Annotated in this window: 22 protein-coding genes; 15 read left to right on the forward strand and 7 right to left on the reverse strand. The window is 39.4% G+C overall.

What is annotated here, in order from left to right; translation table 11 throughout:
• Nucleotides 1-425 precede the first annotated feature (425 nt).
• The 5 genes from B9Y69_RS16985 (at nt 426) to B9Y69_RS17005 (ending at nt 6,460) form a co-directional block, all read left to right on the forward strand.
• The gene (locus B9Y69_RS16985) at nt 426-1,403 is read left to right on the forward strand and encodes a helix-turn-helix domain-containing protein (protein WP_085474171.1); all 978 of its coding nucleotides are present in this window, start codon (nt 426-428) and stop codon (nt 1,401-1,403) included.
• 89 nt (nt 1,404-1,492) lie between these two features.
• The gene (locus B9Y69_RS16990) at nt 1,493-2,479 is read left to right on the forward strand and encodes a helix-turn-helix domain-containing protein (protein ID WP_159451878.1); all 987 of its coding nucleotides are present in this window, start codon (nt 1,493-1,495) and stop codon (nt 2,477-2,479) included.
• 2 nt (nt 2,480-2,481) lie between these two features.
• The gene (locus B9Y69_RS16995) at nt 2,482-4,002 is read left to right on the forward strand and encodes a helix-turn-helix domain-containing protein (protein WP_085474173.1); all 1,521 of its coding nucleotides are present in this window, start codon (nt 2,482-2,484) and stop codon (nt 4,000-4,002) included.
• Nucleotides 4,003-4,275: 273 nt separating this feature from the next.
• Nucleotides 4,276-5,661, forward strand: coding sequence for a nucleotide sugar dehydrogenase (locus B9Y69_RS17000; protein ID WP_085474174.1), 1,386 nt, complete (start codon nt 4,276-4,278; stop codon nt 5,659-5,661).
• Nucleotides 5,662-5,788: 127 nt separating this feature from the next.
• Nucleotides 5,789-6,460 (forward strand): DUF2490 domain-containing protein, encoded by a 672-nt coding sequence (locus B9Y69_RS17005; protein ID WP_085474175.1) that lies wholly within the window; start codon nt 5,789-5,791, stop codon nt 6,458-6,460.
• A gap of 57 nt (nt 6,461-6,517) precedes the next feature.
• Here the strand turns inward: B9Y69_RS17005 and B9Y69_RS17010 are convergent, their stop codons facing one another.
• From B9Y69_RS17010 to B9Y69_RS17035, 6 genes are all read right to left on the reverse strand, one after another.
• A complete protein-coding gene (locus B9Y69_RS17010) occupies nt 6,518-6,937 on the reverse strand; it encodes a nucleoside-diphosphate kinase (protein ID WP_085474176.1) in 420 nt (139 codons plus the stop codon).
• Between the two features lie 94 nt (nt 6,938-7,031).
• Nucleotides 7,032-8,303 carry a metallophosphoesterase gene (locus tag B9Y69_RS17015; protein WP_085474177.1) on the reverse strand — a complete coding sequence of 424 codons (1,272 nt, stop codon included), beginning with the start codon at nt 8,301-8,303 and terminating at the stop codon, nt 7,032-7,034.
• A gap of 79 nt (nt 8,304-8,382) precedes the next feature.
• Nucleotides 8,383-9,414 (reverse strand): ferrochelatase, encoded by a 1,032-nt coding sequence (gene hemH / locus B9Y69_RS17020; RefSeq protein WP_085474178.1) that lies wholly within the window; start codon nt 9,412-9,414, stop codon nt 8,383-8,385.
• A gap of 70 nt (nt 9,415-9,484) precedes the next feature.
• Nucleotides 9,485-10,333, reverse strand: coding sequence for a 4-hydroxy-3-methylbut-2-enyl diphosphate reductase (locus B9Y69_RS17025; protein ID WP_085474179.1), 849 nt, complete (start codon nt 10,331-10,333; stop codon nt 9,485-9,487).
• 135 nt (nt 10,334-10,468) lie between these two features.
• Complete coding sequence (locus tag B9Y69_RS17030; protein WP_085474180.1) at nt 10,469-11,917, reverse strand: glyceraldehyde-3-phosphate dehydrogenase; 1,449 nt, start codon at nt 11,915-11,917, stop codon at nt 10,469-10,471.
• 184 nt (nt 11,918-12,101) lie between these two features.
• Nucleotides 12,102-12,668, reverse strand: a complete 567-nt coding sequence (locus tag B9Y69_RS17035) for a DNA-3-methyladenine glycosylase I (RefSeq protein WP_085474181.1) — start codon at nt 12,666-12,668, stop codon at nt 12,102-12,104.
• A 239-nt stretch (nt 12,669-12,907) separates the two neighbouring features.
• On the opposite strand from B9Y69_RS17035, the gene B9Y69_RS17040 reads away from it, so the two are divergent.
• The 7 genes from B9Y69_RS17040 (at nt 12,908) to B9Y69_RS17070 (ending at nt 20,476) form a co-directional block, all read left to right on the forward strand.
• Nucleotides 12,908-13,765: a DUF4271 domain-containing protein gene (locus tag B9Y69_RS17040; RefSeq protein ID WP_159451879.1), complete on the forward strand. Its 858-nt coding sequence runs from the start codon at nt 12,908-12,910 to the stop codon at nt 13,763-13,765.
• A gap of 10 nt (nt 13,766-13,775) precedes the next feature.
• Nucleotides 13,776-14,543 carry a uroporphyrinogen-III synthase gene (locus tag B9Y69_RS17045; protein ID WP_085474183.1) on the forward strand — a complete coding sequence of 256 codons (768 nt, stop codon included), beginning with the start codon at nt 13,776-13,778 and terminating at the stop codon, nt 14,541-14,543.
• A gap of 355 nt (nt 14,544-14,898) precedes the next feature.
• A complete protein-coding gene (porK, locus tag B9Y69_RS17050) occupies nt 14,899-16,188 on the forward strand; it encodes a T9SS ring complex lipoprotein PorK/GldK (RefSeq protein WP_085474184.1) in 1,290 nt (429 codons plus the stop codon).
• Between the two features lie 30 nt (nt 16,189-16,218).
• Nucleotides 16,219-16,863, forward strand: coding sequence for a type IX secretion system motor protein PorL/GldL (porL, locus tag B9Y69_RS17055; protein ID WP_085474185.1), 645 nt, complete (start codon nt 16,219-16,221; stop codon nt 16,861-16,863).
• Between the two features lie 16 nt (nt 16,864-16,879).
• On the forward strand, nt 16,880-18,403 hold the full coding sequence (porM, locus tag B9Y69_RS17060; RefSeq protein ID WP_085474186.1) for a type IX secretion system motor protein PorM/GldM: 1,524 nt from the start codon (nt 16,880-16,882) through the stop codon (nt 18,401-18,403).
• A gap of 24 nt (nt 18,404-18,427) precedes the next feature.
• Entirely contained in the window at nt 18,428-19,459 is a 1,032-nt protein-coding gene (porN, locus tag B9Y69_RS17065) for a type IX secretion system ring subunit PorN/GldN (RefSeq protein WP_085474187.1), read from the forward strand.
• Between the two features lie 144 nt (nt 19,460-19,603).
• A complete protein-coding gene (locus B9Y69_RS17070) occupies nt 19,604-20,476 on the forward strand; it encodes a cupin-like domain-containing protein (RefSeq protein WP_085474188.1) in 873 nt (290 codons plus the stop codon).
• Between the two features lie 47 nt (nt 20,477-20,523).
• Here the strand turns inward: B9Y69_RS17070 and hemW are convergent, their stop codons facing one another.
• Nucleotides 20,524-21,654 (reverse strand): radical SAM family heme chaperone HemW, encoded by a 1,131-nt coding sequence (gene hemW / locus B9Y69_RS17075; protein ID WP_085474189.1) that lies wholly within the window; start codon nt 21,652-21,654, stop codon nt 20,524-20,526.
• 173 nt (nt 21,655-21,827) lie between these two features.
• Between hemW and B9Y69_RS19250 the strand changes: the two genes are divergently transcribed.
• The 3 genes from B9Y69_RS19250 (at nt 21,828) to B9Y69_RS17085 (ending at nt 26,445) form a co-directional block, all read left to right on the forward strand.
• Nucleotides 21,828-21,980 (forward strand): hypothetical protein, encoded by a 153-nt coding sequence (locus B9Y69_RS19250; protein ID WP_159451880.1) that lies wholly within the window; start codon nt 21,828-21,830, stop codon nt 21,978-21,980.
• Between the two features lie 244 nt (nt 21,981-22,224).
• The gene (locus B9Y69_RS17080; RefSeq protein WP_200811823.1) at nt 22,225-23,856 is read left to right on the forward strand and encodes an RNA-binding domain-containing protein; all 1,632 of its coding nucleotides are present in this window, start codon (nt 22,225-22,227) and stop codon (nt 23,854-23,856) included.
• Between the two features lie 414 nt (nt 23,857-24,270).
• A complete protein-coding gene (locus B9Y69_RS17085; RefSeq protein ID WP_085474190.1) occupies nt 24,271-26,445 on the forward strand; it encodes a S41 family peptidase in 2,175 nt (724 codons plus the stop codon).

The following is a 26,445-nucleotide window of genomic DNA, read 5'->3' on the forward strand; positions in this document are numbered from 1 at the left end:
ATTTGTCGTTATTATAGTATAAGAGTAATTTTTCAAAGAGTACGATCAAGTTGATTGAGGAAAAAACCTAAGATTCTCCATCTTAGGTTTTTTTCTGTAGCGATTTGTATAAAGGCCTCGTTCTCTACATCGCACCTTACGTACCTTTGTTTTTCTGTAGCTATAAATCTACAATTAATGTAATGTTTTTGCTAACAGTGCTGAAAATCAATGTAAAGTGTTATTTTTGACTGTCCACTCTTATAGGTACAACGGTGGACACCAATAAGTACTGTTAACTAACTATTTATCTTTCGAAACAGAGCTTCTTCAGGTTGGCCATTTGCTACTTTTGTAGTGTTATGGAGGGTTTGAACTTGTGTTAAGGAAATCAAAATAGGTTTTAAATATTTCGCAGTTAATATTTTGATTGTGGATTAGCAGATATGAAAATCAACTTGAACGGAAAAAAGGCATCATATAGTGAGGAAGTGCTACGCTCTTTTGAGTTTTTTGCATTTTTCTTTGTTGTTATTCAGTTTGTACACTTGGTGTCACTGGTCTTTGGATTTACTTTTCCATTTTCGTTTTTGTATGGCCCGATTTTGTATGCGATGGCCATGACCCTGCAGAAGGGAAAATACTTCTCTATTAAAATATTTGCCCTTCATTTGGTGCCTTTCTTGTTTTTTCAGTCGTGGTACACTTTGTCCTCACTTTTACCCGGACCACTCTTTTATCAATGGTGCTTCCCAGTAGCCTTAATATCTAGCTTTGGGTATTCCATACTGGTATTTGTTAAGATGAAAAACCGTTTTCGAAGGGTTAATGATGACCAGATTTTATTGGTTAAACAATTAGCAGGTTTGGGTATCGGTATTTCGTCTTTTGTTTCCTTTATTTATTGGCAACAATTGGCCAGCATGGAGTTTGATACTAAACCGATGGTTGCTGTTACCTTTGCGATGCTTTTCTGCATATTGCTTTTGGTGCATTTTATTTATCAGCAAAGGAAGATACGAAGGGATATGGGAGCGCAAGAGAATATAAGAGATACTTCTACAGGATTTGCGGCAGAGCAAAAGGCCAGATTTACGACGATCATAGGTCGGGTTATGGACCACGATCAACTATATCTAAATCCCAATCTAACCTTAGGTGAATTGTCCAAAGAGACAACAATTTCAAAGAGTGATTTATCGGAGTTTATAAATATCTGCGAAAATAGTACATATTATGAGTGGTTGGCAAAATACAGGATACAATATGCTTTAAATTTACTGGAGAGTACGGTTGATCAATTGAAGATGGAAGCCGTAGCTACTGAAAGCGGTTTTAATTCTAAAACTGTTTTTTACCGCTATTTCAAGCAGTATGTTGGTGTCTCACCGTCCGAGTATCGGTCTAAGTTAGTGAATGGCTAATGTTGATTTCCTTTTTTCTATATATATCTATTTTCATATTTGCAGCCTTAGGGATTCATTTAATCACTGTACAGCCTAAAAAATCTATAATGGATAGTGTTTTGATGGCTTTTTTGTCGATAGTCTTGGTACAAGTTATTCATGCGGCAATCTTTCGAGATTTACTGGAAGGCTACAAATACGTCGATCGTGGAGCGCCTTTTGGTTTAGTCTACGGTCCTTTATTATTTTTTGGTTATCGCGCTTCTTTTGGTAAAAGCCTGCAACGAAAAGAAATCTTAGTTCATTTATTACCGCTAATTATTGCTACCGGTGTATATGTGTTTTTTTTGATCTCCAGAGCGTTTCGAGAAGAATATGCACACATATATTACATTACCCTGTTTAGTGTTATTGGAATTTCTTGGGTTTTGTATCCTATTTTTCTGGCGTTTAAACGACCTGCTAGTGTTAGTGCTGCGACAGGAATCTATCGATATGCCATGATTATTCTCGTGACTTTAGCTTCTTTCCTCTTGCCTTTGCTTATTGGACGCTTGAATACGAATGCACCGCCAAGTGCACCAATCTCTAATACCGTTGTGTTTATCGGTATGCTGGCAGCGGTGGTAATTGTTTATTTTTACTTGCTAGAACAGATGCGAATCGTTCCCGTAACAAAGGAAATGCCGCAAGTGATAGAAGAGAGACTAGTGGAAGAAAAATTGCAAGCCAGCACCTTACGTGAAATTCCTACACCGTATTTTGAGAAAATAAAAAACTACCTCTCTAAAGAACGATATTTAAATCCTGATTTTAAATTGGATAATATGTCGAAAGATTTGGGAATCCCCAAAAATATTATCTCGCAGTATTTTAATCAAGTATATAAAGATGGTTTTGTTCGTACCGTGAACTCATGGCGTATTGCATATGCTTGTCAGTTGCTTCTAAAAGAAGATGTAGAGTTTAATATTGAGGATTTAGCATTCAAGTGTGGGTTTAGTTCTCGGGCTTCTTTTTATCGAAATTTTAACCAGGAAAAGGCATGTACGCCGCTGGAATATAGGGAACAATATTTATCTGTAAAGGTATAGGGATGGGGCTACGATATTTGTTACTTGTGTTTTTTATATGTACCAAAGTATCGTATGGACAAGAGCGGAATGATTTTGAGCGTCGATATAACGATGTTTATAGTGAGATTATAGCTTCAAATGTTGGAGAGGCTACACGTATTACCGACTCCTTGTTGGCACATGCGCAGAATGATGAACAACGAATAAAAGCATTGATGTTGTTGGCCAACATTAAGCATAGTGTGGGCGATATTAGCGTTGCTTTGAGACATGTTATGAAAGCCCAGGTTATTGCAGAACTGGATGGTTTTATTGAGTGGGAAGCTCGAACAGCAGGTTTTTTAGCGACCACATTTCGTAATGTTGGATTACTCTCGGAGTCCAAAAAAAATCTTTTCAAAGCAGAGGTCGCGAATGAACGTCAGAAAGGAAGTCCGCGGTATGCTTTGACACGAATTAATATTCTTCAGGAACGTGCTTTTCACGAAATGGAAGCCGGTAAATTTCCACGAGCGGTTGCCGTCTTAGAATCGGCAAAAGAGTTTATTGCAACGGATACTACACTATCCTCCAGAGCCATTCTGGTGAAAGCAACGAATGATCAGTTACTTGCTGTTTGTGAGATGGAAATAGGCAACCTTGATGAAGCTGATTCCTTATTGGCTTTGTCATATCAAGCATTACAGGGGCAAGAAAGTAATCTGATACCTTATATTTACAGAGCGCAGGCTGAAATTGCCTTACGGCGCGGTGATCGGATCCATGCGCTGGAATTATTGGATTTAGCTGCTCCTTACATCAAATCTTCTGATCGCGAGGAGCTCAAAGTATTGCTCTATGAGAGTTATGCAAAGGCGTATGCAGGTTCCGACGACACGAAATCTAGCTATTATCGTGATCTTGGGCAGAAAATAACAGCGCAACAAGCTACTTTAACACGTAAGATTGCGAACGAATTATTGGATAATGCACATAATCAAAGGCGTAAAGACCAACAGCGCAATTATGTTCTATGGGGGGCTATCTTTTTTCTTGCTCTTGTTTGTGTTGTGCTTTTTTTGCGGATGTTGATAGGGAGGGCGAACCAGAAAGAGTCTGGTATGAAAGGTATTAAGCCGTTAATGTCGACTATAAATCATTCGTCAGTTTCAATTACTGAAGAGAGTGGGCCACATATTGCTGAAGAAACAGAAAAGAGGCTTTTGGCGGCCTTAGAAGCAGCAGAGGCGGAACGATTCTATTTGGATCCCAATATGTCTCTCTCCAAAGCTGCCATGCGCTTAGAAACCAATCAACGTTATGTCTCCTATATGTTAAAGACATATCGAAAGAAAGACTTTAACGGTTATTTGCAGTCTTCTCGCATTAACTATATCTGTAAACAACTCAAGGAAGATTCGTCTTTACTAGATTGTAAGATTAGTTATGTGGCCAGTTTGTGCGGCTTCGCCTCTCACAGTAAATTTTCTATTGCCTTTAAGGCCGAGACAGGCATACTTCCTTCGACTTATATACAACAACTACGGAAAAAGGATAATTAAGTTTTTATGCAGCTTCGCTGCAGCTCTATTTCTTTTATGCGCATTTTTCAGCGCTTGTTGCTAATTGAGATATATTTATGACAAAAAAAAGGTTTTCAAACGGGGAGAATGAAAACCTTAATAACCAATTATAAACCTAAATTATGATGATACAAATATCGGGATTGTTTTTGTCAATAGCAAAAACGTTTTAGTTTTCTGTAGTGTTTTTACGACACGCTGTAGTTATTTACCATTCTTAAAATTGATTATCTTTGTTGCAACTAAAGTACTATGTCATTCGAAGTAAAAAAAATCTGTTGTATTGGTGCCGGCTATGTCGGAGGTCCAACGATGTCTGTTGTGGCGCATCAATGTCCCGATATTGAGGTTACTATTGTTGATGTGAATTCAGACCGGATCGCAGCGTGGAATAATCCTGATTTAAGCCAGTTGCCGGTTTATGAACCGGGGCTTGACATTATTGTCGAGGAGGCTCGAGGACGTAACCTGTTTTTCTCTACGGATGTTTCCAGAGCAATAGCTGAGGCGGATATGATTTTCATTTCTGTGAATACCCCTACGAAAAACTATGGAAAGGGAAAGGGAATGGCTGCTGATCTTAAGTTTATTGAACTCTGTGCGAGACAGATTGCTGAAGTTGCTACTTCAGATAAAATTGTAGTGGAGAAATCTACATTACCTGTTCGTACAGCTGCAGCATTAAAAAGTATTTTAGACAACACGGGCAATGGGGTTAATTTTCATATTTTATCGAACCCAGAGTTTCTTGCAGAGGGAACAGCAATTACAGATCTATTGTCCCCGGATAGAGTGCTGATTGGGGGCGAAAATGCAGATGCGATAGAAGCGTTAGTAAACATTTATGCACGATGGGTTGATCGCGCGAAAATCTTAACCACCAATTTATGGTCATCAGAGCTTTCTAAGTTGACCGCTAATGCGTTCTTGGCGCAACGTGTTTCCTCGATCAACGCCATTTCGGAACTTTGTGAGAAAACGGGCGCAAATGTGGATGAAGTAGCGAAAGCAATAGGAATGGATTCACGGATAGGCCCTAAATTTCTAAAAGCATCTGTTGGTTTTGGTGGTTCGTGTTTCCAGAAAGATATCTTGAATCTTGTCTATATCGCACGATCCTATAATCTACACGAAGTGGCTGATTATTGGGATCAGGTGATTATCATGAATGAGCACCAAAAGAGGCGTTTTGCGGACAATATTATTCAGACGTTATATAATACCGTTTCAGGTAAGAAAATCGCTGTTCTGGGATGGGCTTTTAAGAAGGATACTAATGATACGCGTGAATCCGCTTCGATTTATGTCTCTGACTATTTAATGAATGAGCAGGCGCAAATTGCGGTTTACGACCCGAAGGTCGTGACAGAGCGTATTTATGCAGATCTCGATTACCTTAATACACGTTCTGTAGATGAAAACCGAGCGCAATTGGAGGTGTGGAAAGATCCATATGAAGCTTGTAAAGATGCACATGCTATAGCCATTTTAACGGAGTGGGATGAATTTAAGGATTATGATTGGGAACGGATCAAAGAAAATATGAAACGTCCATCTTTTGTATTCGACGGTCGGAAATTATTGGATCGCCAAAAGTTGGAGTCACTTGGCTTTACCTATTATGCCATCGGTGAGTAAGGGTAGAAAAATTGTGATGTAAATATTGTTTTGTAGATGTAATGTCAGATGATTTATAATCAAAGGATTGTTACATACAACATAGAGAAAGGTTAAATATTTTTGAGAAAATACTTAACCTTTTTCTATGTTGATTCGTCAGATACTTTTACTTGTTTTCTTTTTATTGATGTTTAGTGCTCTCTACGGCCAAAGCTTGCAGGGGTGGCTGATTTATTTTGGCAACACACAGTTAGGAAGTAGCCGTTTCAGCATTCATCATGAAGTTCAATTGAGAGATTATGAGGTTATAGGCGATCATCAGCAGTCATTGTTTCGTACGGGACTTCAGTATAAGCTTTCCTCTGCCGCCAATGTAACGATGGGGTATGCCGGTGTATATACAGAATTAGAGGGGGCTCCAAATAAGCCCTATTGGGAAAACCGTATTTATCAAGAAGCCATAATAAGACAGCATATAGCTAATGTTCGATTAAGACATCGATTTCGTTTTGAAGAACGCTTTGTTCAGGGACAAGATTTTCGAACCCGGGCTCGCTACTGTCTGTTTTTAGATATACCCATTCATGATAAAACAATGATGAAGGGGGCTTTTTATGGTGCGTTATACGAAGAGATTTTCATTCAGCCATTTCACAAAAACCTCTCTACTTTCGATCGTAATAGACTGTATGGTGGTGTCGGGTACAAAGTGAGTGATAATTTGGGCGTACAATTGGGATATATGATGCAGCATGTGGGAAAAAATAAGGGAACGAATCATGTATTATTATCGTTTCATCATCAACTGCGTTATTAAAAGAAAAAGGAGAAATAATTATTTCTCCTTTTATCTTATGTATAGTTTGTTTGTTTCTTAGAATCTTTCGAATTGCGAGAAGAAAAAGTTTCCTTCGATTGCTGCGTTCTCGTCGGAGTCTGAACCATGGATCGCGTTTGCATCGATTGATTTAGCGTATTTATTACGGATAGTACCTTCTGCAGCATCAGCTGGGTTAGTTGCACCGATCAAAGTACGGAAATCTTCTACTGCGTTATCTTTTTCTAAGATAGCAGCTACGATAGGACCAGAAGTCATGAAAGATACCAACTCTCCGTAAAAAGGACGTTCTTTGTGTACCGCGTAAAAGTTTCCTGCTGTTTCGTTGCTTAGTTGGATGTATTTCATCGCTACGATTTTAAATCCACCAGCAATAATGTCATTTAAGATTGCTCCGATATGGCCGTTCGCTACTGCATCAGGCTTAATCATTGTAAAAGTTCTGTTAGTTGCCATTTTAATCAAATTTTTTGCAAAGGTATGAAAACTATATAGTAAAAATGAAACCCTTGATCGTTAATTTACTTTAATACGAGGGGGCACATATCCATTAAACGAGTGGTTTTTCTCCCTTGATCAGTTCGAAAACTGTGATTTCAGGAAGTATACCAACACGGCCTGGATAGCCTAGAAAACCATAGCCTACGTTGACGTATAAACGTTGGTCCTTTTCTTCGTATAGACCGGCCCACTCTTTATATATATATTTAGCCGGGCTCCATTGAAAATGTTCTCCTCGTACACCAAACTGCATGCCGTGTGTATGGCCTGCAAACATCACATCGACATCTGTGTCTAGCACCTGTGCTCGCCAATGTGAGGGATCGTGTGATAACAATAATTTTACGGCTGATTCGTCTGTTCCGTTCAGGGCTTTATTCAAATCTCCTTTTTTAGGGAAGCGCCCTGTTCCCCAGTTTTGCACGCCAACGATAGATATCTCTTCATTGTTAAGCTTCAAAGATCTATTCTCATCCATCAATAAATCCCATCCCATTACTTTGTGGGTTTGGATTACATCTTGTAGGTTCTTGCGTTTCTGTGCTGAATCTTCTTGTCCAAAGTAATAGTCCCCATAATCGTGGTTTCCTAAAACAGAGTAAACTCCTAAATCTGATTTTACTTTAGTAAAGATATCTTGATAGTCACGCATTTCGGAGGCAACATTATTAACAAGGTCTCCTGTAAAGAAGGTGACATCTGGTTTTTCATTCAGAAGCATTTCTACACCACCTAGAACAGCTTTCTTATTGTAGAAAGAACCAGAGTGTACATCCGATATTTGTGCTATGCGCATGCCGTGAAAAGAAGCTGGAAGGTTTGGAAGGTAGAGCTTCTGCCGTCTGATTTGATAATCATAACCACCTGAAATAACACCCCAGGCCAAAGGAAAAACGGGCAGGGAGGCGACCAAGATACCTGATTTGGTTAGGAACTCAGAACGCGTAATACCGTGTGTTGGTTTTTCAGGTAAGGGTTCCGATAGATCCTCAATACGATCCGCTAAATTTTCACTTTTACGTGGTGAAAAAAGACGTGATATCCAGACTCCTCCGCGACGGATATCGTCCGCCAAAAGGATAAGGATAAAAATAAATTTGCTTGTCGCAGTCATAAAAAATGCGACAAGAATCACGGAACGGTACATTAATGGGATATTTAGCTTTGCGGCAATCAGTAATCCAATTAATAAGCCGATAGAATATCCCCACCAAAGTATAGTGAACCACTTTTTCTTGACTACTTTTATTTTCGTTGCACGAAGAGCAAAAAAGATGTAGAAATCAAAAACAAGCAGTAAAAATGCGTTAATTAGTAACATGTCATTTTATTTTTATTGTTGAGAAGTGCTTTCATAGACTTCATCAAAATCAAGTTTTATGTCACAACGGGCTTCCTCATTAGTTTGTTCCTGTTGCGAGTCTTTTTAATACATTTATCCATTGTGGGTCGTCGTTTAAACTTTCCACCATGGCAACCTCTTCTCCTCCTAGCTCTTTGAATTCATTTGCATATTCGACTTGAATTTCATCGATTGTCTCAATACAGTCGGCGACAAAAGCGGGACTGAATACGAGTATTTTCTTTACCCCTTTTTCTGCGAGATGGTGCAATGCATCGGAGGTATAGGGTTGGATCCAAGGGGTTTTCCCAAGGCGTGATTGGAAACAAACACTATATTTTTCGTTGGGGATGTTGAGCTTGCTGACAATCGCGCGCGTTGTTGCATAACATTGTGATAGGTAGCAGTGTGATTTTTTTTCACTCTTGCAGGAATCACATCCCGATTCCGGACAACTTAGCTTTCCCGAGGGGTCAACTTTACCTAGCTGACGTACGGGTAAACCATGATAACTGAATAATACATGATCAAATTGTGCGATGTCATATTTTTGACTATGATTCGCAAATACGGTCGCCATCTCTTCGTCGTCACAGTAGTTGCTAACGAAACTTACGCTTGGAAGATATTGCCATGAACGCATGAGTTCCATAACGCGATCAATAACGGATCCTGTTGTTGCAGAGGCATACTGCGGGAATAGGGGAATCACACGGATAGAATCTAATAACATACCCTCCATTTTTTGGAGAGCTTGTTCCAAGGAGGGGTTCTGATATCGCATTGCCAGTTCGACATGATAATCATCACCAAGCTCTGCTTGCAACAAATCGCGTTGAAGCTGGCTGTAATACATTAACGGTGAACCTGTCTGCGGGTCCCAGATTGTACTGTATGTAGCTGCCGATTGAGCGGCGCGTTTAGGAACTATCGCACCCTTTACCAATAAGGTGCGTCCCAGGTAAGGGATGTCTAGTACACGAGGGTCCATTAAAAATTCTGTTAAATATTTATGGACGTCACTTGTTTTTGGCGAATCAGGTGTACCCAATTGAACCAATAACACTCCCTTGGTTGCTCTATTACTCATTAACGCAAAAATAATTAAAATTTATAGGAAGATCCTTTATGTGATAGAAAATGAAAATAACATGACCGGATTAGAGCTTTTCAAGCGCTTCTTTTACATCTTTCATTAACCACATAGGAGTGGATGTTGCGCCGCATATTCCTACGGTGTTATCTTGTTGAAAGTTTGCTGCTTGGAGCTCTGCTGGATCAGAAACAAAATAACTGTTCGGGTTGGCGTCTTTACATACATCGTATAGGACCTTTCCATTGGATGATTTTTTGCCGGATACGAAGACAATTTTGTCATATTGACGGGCGAATTCACCCAGATCTTCGTAACGGTTGGAAACTTGACGACAGATGGTGTCGTTGGCCTTTACATCGTATCCCCGTTTTAAAAGTTCGGCTTTTATGGCGTAGAATTTATCAACGCTTTTCGTGGTTTGACTGTATAAAGTGAACGATGAAGGCAGCACTACATTGTTTAGCTCGTCAATATCTTGAAAGACAAGCGCTTCATTGTTTGTTTGACCTTGCAAACCAATTACCTCGGCATGTCCGTGTTTACCGAAAATCAAAATTTTCTCCTCATTGTCGTGTGAAGTTTTTATTCGGTTTTGGAGTTTTAACACAACAGGACAAGAGGCATCAATCAACGTAATGTTATTTTCAAGCGCTGTGCGGTACGTCTGTGGCGCTTCTCCATGCGCACGAATCAGTACTTTTTCATTACTTAGGTGTGCTAAATCGTCATGCCCTATTATACGCAAGCCCTTGGCTTTTAGGCGGGCAACTTCTTCGTCATTATGTACAATATCGCCTAAGCAATAGAGATAACCTTCTTCTTCAAGAATCTCTTCTGCCATATCAATAGCATATACAACGCCAAAACAAAAGCCTGAATCTTTGTCGATTGTTACTTGCAGATTTTTACCCATACAACAAAGTTACTAAAATCCATTGGTATACAATCTACCTGTAGGGGGATTGAAATATAGGCATAAAAATGAGCCTTCTAAAAGAAGGCCCTTTTGCCTGTAACAGGCTATTTTATTAATGAAAATTGGACAAGATTAATAATATGTGTAACGTCTTACACCTGCAATATGACGTGCTAGACGCATAACTTGATGGGTATATCCATATTCGTTATCATACCAGATGTACAAAATAGCATGAGAACCATCCGTTGATACAATTGTTGCCGGAGCGTCCACCACCGAAGCTGCGGTTGTGCCAATGATATCGGAAGATACCAGTTCGCCATTGCTCGAGTAGGCAATCTGTTCAACCAGCTTCCCATGTAGGGCTGCTTCGCGTAATAAACCGTTGATTGCTTCAGTTGTTGTATTCGATTTTAATTCCAGGCTCAGGATTGCCAGTGAACCGTTAGGTACGGGGACACGGATTGCATTCGAGGTGAGTATTCCTGCCAGTGGAGGTAATACTTTCGCTACAGCCGAGCCGGCACCTGTTTCCGTAATGACCATATTTAAAGCCGCCGCACGTCCTCGGCGGGATTTGTTGTGCATGTTATCCACCAAGTTTTGGTCGTTGGTGTAAGAGTGTATCGTCTCAATATGTCCGCGTGTAATACCTATTTTTTCTTCGATAACGGCTAATATCGGGGATATCGCATTTGTCGTACAGGATGCTGCAGAAAAAATGGAGGCTTCTTTGGTGTTGATAACGTGCTCATTGACACCATAAACAATGTTGGGAACACCTTTCCCGGGAGCTGTTAATAAAACTTGAGCGGCTCCTTTAGATTGTAGGTGTCTAGCGAGCTCTTTGTCATCCCGGAACGCCCCTGTGTTGTCAATGACAAGCGCATCTCGGATGCCATATTTTGTATAGTCTATTTCCTCTGGATTCTTAGCCGAAATGATATGCACGGTCGATCCGTTTATAATCAATGCGCCCTGTGTTGTATCGATTTCAATATTAGCTTCAAAATCACCGTGAATAGAGTCGTGTCGAAGTAGATTAGCTCTCTTCTCTAATGTTTTAGCATCGATGCTGTCGCGTGTTACAATGGCGCGCAAGCGGAGTTGTTTGCCACCACCTACTTTACTAATTAACTCTCGTGCTAAAAGACGTCCAATACGACCGAATCCGTACAAAACGATATCGCGAGGCTGGAAGGGCACTTGTTCATTGGCTTCCTTCATCTTTTTGTCGAGAAAAGATAAGATTTCTTCATCATGGAGCTGTAAATCGCGAACTTCTAAGGCTAGTGTTCCAATATCAATGCGGGACGGTGCGATTTCCAGCTGTTGGATTGCCTGTGCAATTTTGAGGGTTTCCTCAATATGGAGTTCAGGATTTGAAAGATGGCTTGTTTTTTTATGTAAATTCAGAATAAGGCTCACACGACGATCCACCAACTGGTTACGAAATAAAACAAGTTCGATAGAGTCATTAAACCATAGGTTGCTGACAATTTCTATCAGCTTCACACAAGCGTTTTGTTTGTTTTTGTAGCTTTTGATTTCTTCCTCAAAAGAAGACGGCTGTACCATAACGTTATTATAAGAGATTATGGCACAAACTTATAAATTAATACATCGACTTCTCTTAATTTTTGTGAGATTTACAAATATGAGTTGGTAAATCGGTTTGCTATTGATGATATGTTAAAATTGCTAATCTTATTTTGCGTTTTTATTAATATGCTTACTTGTACGAAACTCCTCTAGACATTTATTATTTGAAAGAGCAGCTATCCAGGTGGTCATTTACCATGCCAACAGCCTGCATATAAGCATAGCAAATAGTCGTTCCGAAAAATTTAACCCCTCTTTTTTTTAGATCTTTGGCAATGGCGTCTGATTCTGGGGGGTGGGTTGGAGCCAATGCTAAATCAACGATACTGTTTACCATCGGTTTTTGATTGGGCATAAAACTATACAGGTAGTTGTAAAAGCTTCCAAATTCTGCTTGGATTTTCATGAATATCTGTGCATTTCCTACGGTAGCTTGGATTTTTCCGCGATGACGAATGATACTTTCGTCTATAACAAGCTTTTCAATAGCTTGAGGGGTGAATTCAGCAACCTTTCGGTAGTCAAAATTTGCGAATGCTTTTCGATATCCTTCGCGTCGTTTGAGGATGGTTATCCAACTTAATCCTGCTTGCGCTGATTCCAGAACCAAGAACTCGAAGAGCGTTTGTTCATCCGTCACGACCTTGCCCCATTCCTCATCGTGATATCGTACATACAACTCGTCGGTTCCGCACCACGAGCATCGGGTTAAATTGGATTCTGCCATGTTTTTATGTGTTAAAACTAGATTTTTTACTTCTTACTATCTTAATTAATAGTAGCCAGCAGTTGGCGATAAATCGCTGTCTTGGACGTCTAAATTTAATATTGCACAAGAGAGCAATTTTATCTAAGTTTACGGCAAAGTAAGGATTTTTTGGCTTAATGTATTGGTTTCGATATTTTCTTTTAACACTTTTTTTTAGTGCATTAGCGCTGTGCTCTATAGCTCAACAGGATACGCTTGTGCGGGATTCTGTTAGCCCTCAAGAGGTACCCATAGATACCGTATCGGTTGCTCAAATAGATACATTTAATTATGTTTTTCCTCCAAAAGATAGACCTAATCAATTGTTGGAAATGTTTCTTGACGATATTAAAACCAATAGCTTATCGTTGGAAAAGACGCTGACCCGTATGGGAGAGGTAAAACCACGTGAAGTGTTGGCGCAGGGTATTCTAAAGAATTATCGCCCTACTTGGATACTGGTAACGGCATTTTTGCTTTTTTTAGCTATCGGCATTGTGCGATTGGTTTTTATGACCGATTTTATGCTTATTGTGGATGCCTATTACAATGAACGGGTGCTGCAGCAAATGAGTAAAGAAGATAATGTGTTGACATCTTGGCCATACATTTTTTTATATCTCATTTTTAGTTTAGCGCTTGGTTTGTTCATTCTGCTCCTTGAGTCTACTTTTACCAATACGGGGATACTTAATTTTGAAAACTATTTGCGTGTCTCTTTGGTCGTGGGGGTGCTTTTTGTGGTAAAAATCTTGTTGGTAAGATTTGTTTCTCTTGTTTTTGAGGTGGATAAATTGGCCCGTGAATATGTTACAGTTTTATATCTAGTATACTTTAATAGTATGCTTTTTCTGATGCCGTTTTTGTTGGTGCTGGTCTTTGTGCCGGTCGCCTATTTTAAGATTGCGTTAATTTTATTTGCGGTCATAGCTTCTATTCTATTCGTTTATAGGTTTTTAAGGACTTTTTTCAGACTCTTTGGTAATCTTAGGTTTTCAGTTTTTTATTTAATTCTTTATCTTTGTGCACTCGAAGTGGCGCCGATTCTAATATTGGTGAAGTTATTGAGCAGATAAAAAGTTGAATATGCAAGTAGATGTAGCAAGAGCCAATAAGGTAAAAAGTATTTTAGTTACCTTGCCAAAACCTGAAAATGATAAGTCTCCATATTTCGCCTTGGCAGAAAAGTACAACCTCAAGTTAGACTTTAGGGGGTTTATTCATGTTGAAGGTGTATCTGCAAAAGATGTGCGCAAAGAAAAAATTAATTTCGCAGATTATTCGGCAGTAATTTTTACGAGCAAAAATGCAGTAGATCATTTCTTTCGCGTATGCGAAGAGATGCGTTACGAAGTTTCTTCTGAAATGAAGTACTTCTGTATTTCGGAAACTATCGCCCTTTATCTTCAAAAATATATTCAGTACCGTAAACGTAAGATTTTCTTCGGGAAACAAACGGCTAAGGATTTGGAAGAGGTGCTGAAAAAACACAGCAAAGAGAAGTTTCTTTTCCCATGTTCGGATGTTGCAAATGAGGAAACACAAAAGTGGCTGCAAGATAATGGTTATAATTTTACGCCAGCAGTACTGTTCCGTACAGTAATTAGTGATATAAAAGATCTGGAAAAGGTGTTCTATGACGTTATCGTATTTTTTAGTCCGTCTAGTGTACAATCTTTGTATGAAAACTTTCCTGATTTTAAACAAAATAACACACGGGTGGCTGCTTTTGGCGCAAGTACGCAACAAGAGTTGTTAAAGCATGACCTCATTTTAGATATTCCTGCGCCAACGCCGGAGGCCCCAAGTATGACGATGGCTGTTGAACAATACATTAAACAGGTCAATAAATAAAAATATAAAGCAGCGTTTCGCTGCTTTTTTTATTTGTTCCATTTTGTGAAGAGGGAATTCGAGTTGTTTTTTTACTAACTAAGAAAATTTTTTGCCAGAATTTTTGCGCCTATAAGCTCTTTTTTTCTTGCATAACAAAAACCTAGTGGCCTTTTTATTGTTTTACGTTTGTTAAAACTTGTTAAAATGTAAATTACAATTTACATTTTCAGAGTTTTTTGCACGGGTATTGCTTGTGAATATGTTAATGCTCTTAAAATTTACTAAGTTTAGGCCGCGAAGAATTATTGCATTCAAGAGTTTCTTTTTATCTTTAGGAGATTTTTGTAACTTATAAAAGACATTACACTTATATATGAAATTTAATCAATACCAGTTTTTTGTTCTATTGTTTTTGTTTTTTGCTGCTTTTACAGGCTGTAAAGGACCAACGAACTCGGGTGAATTGGTTGGGGTTCGCTTGAACAAGCTGAAAGCCAACAAAACACCTTACGGGATGGTATTGATTCCCGGCGGAACATTCATCATGGGGCAGTCTGATGAGGACATTACTTACGCACAGACGGCGCAGAATCGACAGGTCACTATTGCACCCTTTTATATGGATGATACGGAGATCTCTAATAGCGAGTATCGTCAGTTTGTACATTGGGTACGTGATTCTATCTTAATCTATAATTTCTTGGGTGACGACAGTTATTTTGTCGATATGGGAAATGGGGAGCGTCACATTGATTGGAAGAAAGTGAATAGCAATTCACCATGGAAAGGGAAAGATGAAAATGCACGGGAGCGGTTGAACAGTATGTTCTATCAAGGTGAGGATCGTATTTTTGGAAAAAATGAATTAGATGTTCGTTTGCTGAAGTATCACTACGAATGGTTTGATTTACGCTCTGCTATTGCTGCCAAGAATGATAAATCGAAATCTCGTTCTGACTTTATCATGCGGGATACAATGTTGATTTATCCGGACACGACGGTTTGGTTGAGCGATTTTAGTTATGCGCAAAACGAACCGATGGTAGAGGGCTATTTCTCGCATCCGTCTTTTGACGATTACCCGGTAGTAGGGGTCACTTGGCGCCAAGCTCAAGCCTTCAATACATGGCGTACACGCTTATTCAATAACGCCGCTGCAGGAAATAAGCAGGTTGATCGGATGCCTTATCAATTACCTTCTGAAGCAGAATGGGAGTATGCTGCACGCGGAGGTAAAGTTGGCATGCAGTTCCCATGGGGTGGGCCTACGGCTCGTAATGCGAAAGGTTGTTTAATGGCCAACTTTAAACCGGGTCGCGGTAACTATATTGATGATGGTGCCGCTTATACGGCTCCAGTGTACTCGTATTGGCCGAATGATTTTGGTTTATATAATATGGCTGGAAACGTGGCTGAATGGACACAATCGAGCTTTAATGAGTCGGCAAATACGTTTGTTCACGATATGAATCCTACCTATACGTACCATGCTAAAGCGTCAGATCACGAAACGATGAAGCGTAAAGTAGTACGGGGTGGTTCTTGGAAAGATGTGGGAGCTTTTCTTCAAAATGGCGCACGTCAATATGAATATCAAGATAGTGCTAAATCTTATATTGGGTTTAGATCGGTGACACGTTATACAGGAGTTTCAGTACGATAATCATTCACAGTATTTATTTATAATTTAAAAATGGCTAAGAAAAGAAAATTCAAATTAGGGATTAACACCTTAATCAACTGGGGGGCTTCAGTTGTTATCGTTGGATTGATGTTCAAAATTTTGCATTTCAAAGGTGGTGAGTGGATGATCGGGATTGGTTTAGCAGTAGAGGCGGTGCTGTTCTTCGTGATGGGCTTTTTGCAATCGGAACCAGAACCGGACTGGACGCGTGTTTATCCGGAGTTAGATGAAAATTATAATGGAGAGTTGCCGACCCGTAGCGCACATGTAGCGCAGGTGGCTCAGCCTGTTGCGATAGGCAATACTGCGGCTTTAGATAAGTTATTGCAGGATGCAAAGATTGATGAGAACTTGATTGGTAATCTAGGAGACGGGCTACGTTCTTTTGGTGATAAGGTTGCCTCTATTTCTAAGGTAGCAGATACTGCCGCTGCAACGAATCAATTTGCAGATAAATTGAATGCGGCTTCTTCAGGAGCTTCGCAGTTAAGTAGTGCGTTTGAGCGTGCCGCAGCAGATTTACAAACATTTAATGAATCTTCTGCTGATATGCATCAATTTAAAGAACAGGTAAGTACATTTAATAAGAACTTAACTTCTCTAAATGCGATTTATGGTAATATGTTGTCTGCAATGAGTACCAACCGTTCTTAAATAGAAAAACTACACGATGGCAGGTAAGAGAGAAACCCCTAGGCAGCGGATGATTGGAATCCTTTATTTAGTGCTACTTGGTTTAGTGGCATTGAATGTTAGTGATTCTATTCTCGATGCTTTTAAAAATTTAGGCAATAGTTTAAGTACTTCTACGCAAAATACGCAGGCTGGTATCGACAACATGTTCTTGGCTTTCCGAGAAACCAAGTTGAAAGAGAATCCAGATCGTGCACAGCCGATTTTAAATAAAGCGGAACAAGCGCAAGCTACTGTTTTGAAATTGACAAATAAATTGAAAGAGCTGAATACTTTACTGACCAGTGAAGGAGGTGGCTTAGATGAGGAGACAGGTGATGTGAAATATCGTAGTTCAACGGATATCTCCGCACGACTTATGATTAATGAAAAGCGTGCTAAAGAGCTTCGGGATATGATTGTATCTACGAAAGCGGAGTTGTTGAAGTTAACGAATAATGAAATTAGTATAAGTCTGGATGCCGAAGACCCAGCTCCAAGGGCAGGTATCCGTAAGACATGGGAAGAAGCAAGCTTCGGAGATGGTATTCCATTGACGGCGGCTATTACGGCATTAGAAAAAATAAGTGCCGATGCGAAGAATGCGGAATCAGCTGCTGTTAAGCATATTTTTGGTAAAATGGACCAAGCTGTGGTAAACTTGGATAAGTTTGCGGCTGTTGCTGTTGCTCCTACATCATATCTGATCCAAGGCCAACCCTATACAGCGAAGGTTTTTTTAACGGCTTATGATTCTAAATCGAGCCCGCAGATCTCGGTTGGTGGTAGTAGTTTGCCGGTGACCGAAGGTCAAGGTCTGTATCAGGTAAATACAAGCAGTCCTGGTGTTTTTACATGGCAAGGTACAGTACGTGTGCAACAAACAGATGGTAGTGTAAAAACATACCAAACGGAGCCGATGACCTATCAAGTATCTAAACCTTCGGCCGTGGTATCTCCGGATGCAATGAATGTATTGTATATCGGTGTTGATAATCCGATATCGGTTTCGGCGCCAGGTATCCCCGCAGAAAATTTGGTGGTTACAGGTTCGGGCGTTTCGATCAGTAAATCGGGAAATCGCTATGTGGCACGTGTAAGCAATACAGGCGAAGCAACGGTGAATGTTGCTGCGAAAGTAGATGGCAAGACTCAAAATATTGGCAGTTCGAAGTTTCGTGTGAAACGTATTCCTAAACCGACGGCACGTGTTGCTGGAAAAACAGGTGGACGGATATCGTCAGCGCAGTTACGTGGACAGAATGTGGTGTCTGCATCCCTAGAGAATTTCGAATTTGATGCGCGCTTCAATATCAGTAAGTTCAATATTTACATTGCAAAACCACGTGTTGATCCTATCGGTCCGTACCAAACATCAGGTGCATCTTTTTCGGCACAGATGAAAACAGGGCTGGGGGCAATAACACCAGGTTCGGTGGTTATGATTTACGATATTGTAGGGGTAGGGCCGGATGGAGTGGCACAAAACTTGGATCCAATAACGTTCCAGGTCACGAATTAGTAGAAATTGATAGAATTAGGTGAAATGAAAAAGTATTTATTTTCTGCATTAGCGATAGCATGTTCAGCTGCTGCCTTTGCACAGCAGGAAAACTTGTCTAATAGTACAAAACCTATTCATGCGGAGGAACCGCCTGTCGACGGTTATTTTGTACAATCTGATATCGAAAACCGTAAGGTTATCCCTTATGCGACTATTCGACAAACAGATGTGGCTTACAAAAAAAGAGTGTGGCGGGAGATTGATTTAAGAGAGAAAATGAATAAAGCATTTGCTTCACCTAAATCTCGTTTAATCGATATTATCATTGATGCGGTGATGAAAGGCGAGTTGCGTGCATATGATCCGACACCTACTGAAAATGATCCAAACGGCGATAGTTTTAAAAATGTTCTACCACCGGATCAGGTCATGGCTCGTTTTGGAGGTGATAGTGTTTTGGTGGAAGAATTCAACGAAAATAATGAAGTTATCGCTTCGCACTATGAAGCACGGGCTTTTAGTGGTGAGAATGTGATTAAGTTTCGAATTAAAGAAGATTGGATCTTTGATAAACAGCGATCGGTCTTTGAGCCAAGGATTGTAGGTATTGCGCCCTTGATCACACCTCAGATTCCAGGAATGGATAGTAATGTGGGTATGGTGCCGGCTGAAACAGGCGGAGGGGCTGCTAACTTTGATCCTTTTGATCCTTTTGCGGTTCAGCCAGAACAAAATCAGGCGGCTAATGCGCCAAGTAATGTTCCGGTTCCTACGGTGAATACAGGGCTGTTTAATCCACAGGTGGATCCGACACCTGCTTTTTGGATTTATTTTCCAGAGGCACGTCATATTCTGGTGAATAAGGAGGTTGTAAATCGCAGTAACGATGCAACAGGCTTAAGCTACGATGATATTTTTGTGAAGCGCATGTTCGCAAGTTATATTGTTAAAGAGTCGAATCCAGAAGATTTACGGATCAAAGATTATATTGCCGATGGTAAAGAGCGTTTATACGAATCTGAACGGATCAAGAAATCATTGATGGATTACGAACAAGATTTGTGGTCTTACTAAGGTAAAAATATGACGTTTGTCATATTGAAATTCGAATATTTCTATTAATTTGTGCTTGTCTTTATTTGCATTTAATAAGACAGAAGTGGGATTAATAGAAATATTTTTTTTTAAGTTTGTACGTAGTTGTAAAGCGAAGAACTTGTGAAATTAAAACCAGTAGATAGTATATCAGGGGTGTCTCCTAAAGACTTTATCAAGCAGTATCTTGATAATGGTCATCCGGTAATAATCAAGGACTTTATCAGCAAAGATAGCCCTTGTTGGAGTAAATGGAGTTATGACTATTTCAAGGAAATAGCCGGCGACGAGAAAGTGGATGTCTATGGACGTGAAGAAGAGTCGCAGAACCACGCGGCAAGCCCGCCTGTAGGACAGATGACTTTTGGAGAGTATTTGGATAAGATCAGTGCAGAGCCAACTGAACTAAGGTTGTTTTTGTTCAATCTCATGAAGTTGCGTCCAGAGTTAAAGAAAGACGTTATTTTCAATGATGTCACAGGAGGAAAGGTTTTGCAGTGGCTTCCTTATATGTTTTTTGGCGGGGAAGGATCCGCGACCCGAAATCACTTTGATATTGATATGTCTCATGTCTTTATCTCGCAGTTTCAGGGCGCTAAGCGTATCTGGTTGTTTCCGAACAATCAGTCTGATTTAATGTATAAACTACCTTACAATTTTCATAGCATTGCGAATTTGAAGACCAGCGATGTCGGGGATTATCCAGGATTGGAGTTTTTGGATGGTTACGAAGCTGTGATTAATCCGGGAGAGACATTGTATATGCCGGCCGGATGGTGGCATTATATTCAATATGAAACGGAAGGTTACTCTATTTCAGTGCGTGCTTTAGCAAATTCGGTAACAGAAAAGCTTAAAGGAGCAAGAAATCTCTTTATCACGCGACATTTTGACGATACCATGCGTAAAATATTTAATGAGAAGTGGTTTAATTATAAGATTGAGACCGCGAAAAAGAGAGCAAATCGTGCGATGAAGCGTAGGGGCGGACGATAACTTGATTTTAATGATAAAAAAGCGTCGGTTTTAAACCGACGCTTTTTTTATTCTTCTACCCAGAAGATATCAGAAGCAATGCGGTCGGCTAATAGTTTGCCTTGTAGAGTTAATCGGAGGAAATTTTCTGGCGTTCTTTCGATAGCACCTTGCTCAAGATAATCTCCGGACTCATGCAATAGGTGTTTTAAAAGATCCGGTCCAAAATCGCTTTCGACTTTCTTTAGATTGATGCCCCACATCGTGCGTAGGGAGGTCATTACATATTCGTTAAAGCGATCGGCAAAAGAGAGGATTTCCGTTTCAAGCGGTAATTCCTTTTTTTGTATGCCCGCCATATAAAGCGCATTATTTGCGATGTTCCAACTTCTAGAGGTGGCATTGAATGAGTGAGCCGATGGGCCTATCCCTAAATAGGGTTGTCCTTTCCAGTAGTTTGTGTTGTGCTTTGCATAATGATTAGACTTCGCGAAATTAGAGATTTCGTAATGCTCGTAACCATGTGCACGTAGTTCCTGCATGAGTATCTCAAACTGTGCTGCACTCTGTTCTTCGTTCATCGCAGGTGTCTTCCCTTTGCTGATCATATGGTTCAAGGCAGTTCGCTGTTCCACGGTCATGGCATAGGAAGAGATATGTGGAATCTGATTATCTGTTAGCTGTGCGATATTTGAGGTCCACTTTTCATCGGTAAGAAGTGGATAGCCATAGATTAAATCACAGGTGATGTTTTCAAATCCGGCATCTTGTACGCGCTTAATGGAAGCTTCGGCTTCCGATGCATTATGCGCGCGGTTCATCCAGCGAAGGTCTTCCTCGAAAAATGACTGGATACCTATCGAGAAACGGTTTACAGGAGTTGATCGTAGGTCTCGCACTTTTGTGACGGTAAGGTCGTCGGGGTTCGCCTCCAATGTGATTTCCGCATCGTGCGCGATATCAAAGTGCTTAGCAACGGTTCCGATGAGTTGTTCTATTTCCGATGCCTCTAGGATAGAAGGGGTGCCTCCGCCAAAGTAAATGGAATGGATAGTCTTCTCTTCTAGGTAGGCGGCTCGAAGCGTGATTTCTTGTTGCAAAGCGTCTAACATCTCCGCTTTGTACTTTAAGGAAGTGGAGAAGTGGAAGTCACAGTAATGACATGCCTGTTTGCAAAAAGGAATGTGGAAATAGATCATGGGTGCCTGTTTTAACAAGGCAAAGGTAAGAAATTAGTCGATCTCTACCTCTCAGAAAGTTCCATGTCGGATACCATTGAAAAGCATGGAAAACCAGAAAATCCTTAACAGGGATCCTAATTTACTTCCAGCTTTTTTGTTAAGCTCTCCAGGAACCTAAAGTTCAGATCTCGATGGATGACAAAGGCTGTGCACTGGACAATGTCTATACCGAAAAGTTCTGGGGGGCATTCAAAAGAGATAAAATCTATCTAAACCTGCCAAATGGAGGAATGGATCTTTACCAGAAAGTGAACGACTATGTTCAATTCTTTAACACGGTATGACACCACGATTCACTTAATGATGAAACTCCAGATAGTATATGTGTGGCAAAGAAAGCTTTGTAAAAGGCTGGTGCAATAAATTTAGCCGGTGCTGAATGAAATATTTCCCTCTTTTTCGAACACCCTCGATCCCTTTGGGGATGGGATTTGAAAAGGAAAAATATCAAGAAGTGCAATCAAAAATTGGATATTATATATTAAGTTTGAAAATATTTGTTTAACTAAACGGGAGTATCATAGTAAAATGATGGAAGAAATTTTAGATAGTTTACTTACTTTGTCTACAGAAAATGAGATTGTAGAGTTTAAAGAAGCTAATAATCGTTATGATAAAGATAAGTTAGGGAAATACTTTTCCGCCTTAGCAAATGAAGCTAATCTCCAAGGCAAAAGTAGAGCTTGGTTTGTGATGGGGGTAAAGGACGATAAATCAATTACGGGGACCTCAATTAATGACAGGGAGATCAATGAATACAAATTGGAGATGAGTAACTCTACTTCCCCTAAATGTAGTTTTGTAGAGGTTCATAGGATAATAAAGGATGGGAAAAATGTCTTATTATTTGAGATACCAGCATCACCAAAAGGACAGCCAATTGCTTGGAAGGGTCATTGGTATGGAAGAGATGGTGAGAGTTTAGGAGCTCTTAACCAAATAGAGCTAGATACAATTCGTTCACAATCAAAACAAGTAGACTGGAGCGCGTCAATAATTGAAAGCGCAACAATTGATGATTTATCTCCAGAAGCAATAGCTTTTGCTCGTATTCAATTTAAAGAGAAAAATTCTAGGCTTAGAGATGAAGTAGATACTTGGACAGATCAAGTTTTCTTAGATAAAGCAAAAATAACAATTAAGGGAAAAATAACCAATACAACTATTTTATTGTTGGGTAACCCTGAGTCAGAACATTTTATAAATCCTGCGACTTCTAGGATTACTTGGATATTAAAGGATAAAGATAATATTGAAAAGGACTATGAACATTTCTATAGTCCTTTTATTCTGACAGTTATAGATGTCAGTGCTAAGATTAGAAATCTAAAGTATCGTTATATTAAATCTGATTCCCTATTTCCTGAGGAGGTAGATCAATATGACCCATATATAATAAGAGAGGCATTGAACAATTGTATAGCACATCAAGATTATACCTTGGGGGGGAAAATTATAGTTGTAGAGAATGAGGATGGACTGCTATCATTTATAAATTCAGGAAAGTTTATACCCAATAGTGTTGAAGAGGTCGTAACCTCTGAATCACCTGAACCACGATATAGAAATACTTTTTTAGTAGGGGCAATGGTTAATTTGAATATGATTGATACTATTGGAAGCGGGATTAAGAGAATGTATAATATTCAAAGAAGAAAGTTCTTCCCTTTGCCTGAATATGATTTAAGAGAGGATAAGGTAAAAGTAACAATTTATGGAAAAGTTGTTGATTTGAATTATGCTCGAAAAGTTGCAGAAATGCCTAGTTTATCATTGGAAGATATAATTATTTTAGATAAAGTCGCAAAGCAAAAAAACATTTCAGATGAAGAAGCAAAAACATTAAAGAATAAAAAATTAATAGAGGGTCGTAAGCCTAGTTATCATATCTCATCAAAGGTAGCAGCAATTACTGGTGAAAAGGCTGATTATATGAAACAAAGGGGAATTGATGATGAATATTGTCAGAAGATGATTTTGGACTATTTAGATAAATTTTCTGTAGGAACAAAAAAAGATTTTGATAAATTATTGTTAGATAAGTTACCCGACGTTTTAAATGAGAAGCAAAAAAGGAATAAGGTTAAAAATAATTTACAAACCTTAAGAAGATTAGGCAAAATAGAACCTATAGATAATGTTTGGAAGCTGTCTAAATAGATTTTTTTTAGATGGTTCTAGACGAGAAAAGTGTTTGAATGTGCCTTTTCGGTTGTCTAAATGCGGTTTTTATAATAATATTTAGACAATCTTAGACATATGTCTAGACGCTTAATTATATAAACAGGGAGATGTCAAGAGCATTTTAGAAAGGTGGCATGGAGAAAGAAAACATAAATAACTCATAATATAAACAAGTAATTAATTTGGTCAGTGTGACCTACGCTCAGTCGTATCAGTTTTACGAAGTAGATGTTTTATAAAGAGTATTTAGTTCGATCTTTGGTGCATGAGCAAACCTTGTAAGGTAAAAGATCACAACATCCTAGATTTGTTAAAAAATCCTAAACTCGTGATCGCCTATTATTTAGATTCAGATTATTCGGTATTTTCAACCACAAGAAACAACCGAGAATGAACTTGAGATCCATTTGCCTTTCTCTTTTACTATGTTTATTCCTTGCTAGTCCTGCTGTAAAGTGCCAGACACGGGAAACACAAATCAATAACCTAGTTGCATTAGCAAAACTAGGAGGAGATATACGATACTTTTCGCCGACAGACGCCGTTCACCAAGCATTATTGCGTGTTGGGTGGGATCAAATTTTTGTTAACGCGACCCGAATCGCTTTACACACAAAGGACGAGCGAGCCTTCGCAGATTCATTAGTCTCCATCTTCAAGCCATTGGAACCCTCATTAATGTTAGCGTATAAACAAGAAATCTTAACGCAGGCGCCAAAAAGTGAGCAGGAAGGTCCTTTGGTTGTTGGGGTGCAGCATAAAGGAATGGAATTCTATAGTGGAAGTGGCTCCGGTTTTAAAAGTATTCGGACAAATAGGCGATCTCTAATGTCAGATGCATTTATGAGCGATTTCGATTTATTGAAGATCAAAATTCCAGAAGCCTACTATGGAAAAGTGTTTGAACTAAAAATCAATCACACAGTAGAAGATCCTGTTGATGTCTCGATAGCAAACCATACGGGAAAACAAATCATGCCGGAAAGGAAACTCTCTGGAAAGAATTTCTTTATTCTAAGAGATACCATAACACCAACGAATGCGGAGATGTATATAAAAGTATCGCTGGATGAGTTCAAAGGAGGGATTGGTTTGGATTCAGTTCTACAAATTGGCAACGAACCCATAGCCATTAAAACCTTTGACATGAATGTAGTGCGCGAGAAGCCAGCCTACAATATCTTTTTTAAAACAATAGATAAAGAGCTCTTCGCCGCTCAAAACAAAATTGGTGATACTTTATACTCTAATCTAACATCGGCTTTATCAGCCTCTTTTCCGCTCGCGGTTTACGGCAATGAAACGGAAACTTTCCCGAAGGCATCGTATGATAAGGCTGCCTATAGGTATAACAAAGGTGGCTTTGAGAAATTTCACAATGTAAGACTGTTAGATAACATGTCTGTGAAAGTATCGAATATCCTTTCCTTATGGAATGCGTTCCGATATGCATTTGTGTACAATCCATTGACGGATGCAGAAGAGGAGCATTTATTGAGGAAGACAATCAACGCCGTACTGGAAACAAAAAACCTTCAGGAATACTATGATGTGGTTTGGGGTATGTTGGCTGTGTATAAAGATGCGCATATCTTTTTCAATATGGAAGAGGTCGATAATCGCAACAATTACTCGATGCCTTTCAGTGTTATTGACCTGAACGATAAATATTATATTCGGAAAATTCATAATCCAGCTTTTGAAAGAAATGTCAATATTGGCGATGAAATCCTTGGTGTTGGTGCGGAAGATATTGAACAGTTAGTGAAGCGAAAGTCGATTGTCGGATCAGGATCGGCCGCAAATAAAAAAACAAGATTAATCTTTAGTATGCTTTATGGTGAAAAGGACTCAGCATCTATTTTACGATTGCGGGACCAGCGTAGCGGCAAAGTGAAGGAGCTTCATGTGAAGCGTGATTTTCAGCACGACGATATATATCTAACGGTATCGACGCTAAAAAACACAGCAAATAGGATGCTGGATGAGAATACGTATTATTTTAACTTGGCTCAATCAAAAGTGACGGATACATTGTTGCGATTTATTGAGGACCCGTCGAAGCATATCATATTTGAGATGAGGGGATACCTTAAGCACGATTTTTATAGTCAAAACATACTTAATAAGTTAATTACGGACACCGTTAAACATCAGATTTTTTATTCCTATGAAATTTTAAGTCCTAAGAATCGAAGCTTTAGACAGTCTACACAAATAGATGCTCCTGAAAACCAGAATAAGAAAGCTAAATTTTACTTTCTAACCGATCGAACAACACAAAGTGCACCGGAAACTTTTCTTGATATTGTTAAATTTTGGAAGATAGGTAAGATTATTGGACAGCCAACAGCTGGTGCAAATGGTAATATTAATTATCTTTATCTGCCTGGAGGCATGATGGTGACCTTTTCAGGGCTAAAAGTAATGAATTCCGACGGAAGTACTCATCATCTGCTAGGTGTGCAGCCGGATTATTTGACAGATTTTACACTCGAAGACATCATGGGCGGGCGTGATCCTTATATAGACACAGCTTTGAAGATTATAGCGGATGAGGGGTAG

This window comes from Sphingobacterium psychroaquaticum, from assembly GCF_900177625.1.
GTDB lineage: Bacteria > Bacteroidota > Bacteroidia > Sphingobacteriales > Sphingobacteriaceae > Sphingobacterium > Sphingobacterium psychroaquaticum.

What these genes read in the sequence shown, in the direction of transcription:
- B9Y69_RS16985 (WP_085474171.1), top strand. Translation starts at nt 426, where the DNA reads ATGAAAATCAACTTGAACGGAAAAAAGGCATCATATAGTGAGGAAGTG.
- B9Y69_RS16990 (WP_159451878.1), top strand. Translation starts at nt 1,493, where the DNA reads ATGGATAGTGTTTTGATGGCTTTTTTGTCGATAGTCTTGGTACAAGTT.
- B9Y69_RS16995 (WP_085474173.1), top strand. Translation starts at nt 2,482, where the DNA reads ATGGGGCTACGATATTTGTTACTTGTGTTTTTTATATGTACCAAAGTA.
- B9Y69_RS17000 (WP_085474174.1), top strand. Translation starts at nt 4,276, where the DNA reads ATGTCATTCGAAGTAAAAAAAATCTGTTGTATTGGTGCCGGCTATGTC.
- B9Y69_RS17005 (WP_085474175.1), top strand. Translation starts at nt 5,789, where the DNA reads ATGTTGATTCGTCAGATACTTTTACTTGTTTTCTTTTTATTGATGTTT.
- B9Y69_RS17010 (WP_085474176.1), bottom strand. Translation starts at nt 6,937, where the DNA reads ATGGCAACTAACAGAACTTTTACAATGATTAAGCCTGATGCAGTAGCG.
- B9Y69_RS17015 (WP_085474177.1), bottom strand. Translation starts at nt 8,303, where the DNA reads ATGTTACTAATTAACGCATTTTTACTGCTTGTTTTTGATTTCTACATC.
- hemH (WP_085474178.1), bottom strand. Translation starts at nt 9,414, where the DNA reads ATGAGTAATAGAGCAACCAAGGGAGTGTTATTGGTTCAATTGGGTACA.
- B9Y69_RS17025 (WP_085474179.1), bottom strand. Translation starts at nt 10,333, where the DNA reads ATGGGTAAAAATCTGCAAGTAACAATCGACAAAGATTCAGGCTTTTGT.
- B9Y69_RS17030 (WP_085474180.1), bottom strand. Translation starts at nt 11,917, where the DNA reads ATGGTACAGCCGTCTTCTTTTGAGGAAGAAATCAAAAGCTACAAAAAC.
- B9Y69_RS17035 (WP_085474181.1), bottom strand. Translation starts at nt 12,668, where the DNA reads ATGGCAGAATCCAATTTAACCCGATGCTCGTGGTGCGGAACCGACGAG.
- B9Y69_RS17045 (WP_085474183.1), top strand. Translation starts at nt 13,776, where the DNA reads ATGCAAGTAGATGTAGCAAGAGCCAATAAGGTAAAAAGTATTTTAGTT.
- porK (WP_085474184.1), top strand. Translation starts at nt 14,899, where the DNA reads ATGAAATTTAATCAATACCAGTTTTTTGTTCTATTGTTTTTGTTTTTT.
- porL (WP_085474185.1), top strand. Translation starts at nt 16,219, where the DNA reads ATGGCTAAGAAAAGAAAATTCAAATTAGGGATTAACACCTTAATCAAC.
- porM (WP_085474186.1), top strand. Translation starts at nt 16,880, where the DNA reads ATGGCAGGTAAGAGAGAAACCCCTAGGCAGCGGATGATTGGAATCCTT.
- porN (WP_085474187.1), top strand. Translation starts at nt 18,428, where the DNA reads ATGAAAAAGTATTTATTTTCTGCATTAGCGATAGCATGTTCAGCTGCT.
- hemW (WP_085474189.1), bottom strand. Translation starts at nt 21,654, where the DNA reads ATGATCTATTTCCACATTCCTTTTTGCAAACAGGCATGTCATTACTGT.
- B9Y69_RS19250 (WP_159451880.1), top strand. Translation starts at nt 21,828, where the DNA reads ATGGATGACAAAGGCTGTGCACTGGACAATGTCTATACCGAAAAGTTC.
- B9Y69_RS17080 (WP_200811823.1), top strand. Translation starts at nt 22,225, where the DNA reads ATGATGGAAGAAATTTTAGATAGTTTACTTACTTTGTCTACAGAAAAT.
- B9Y69_RS17085 (WP_085474190.1), top strand. Translation starts at nt 24,271, where the DNA reads ATGAACTTGAGATCCATTTGCCTTTCTCTTTTACTATGTTTATTCCTT.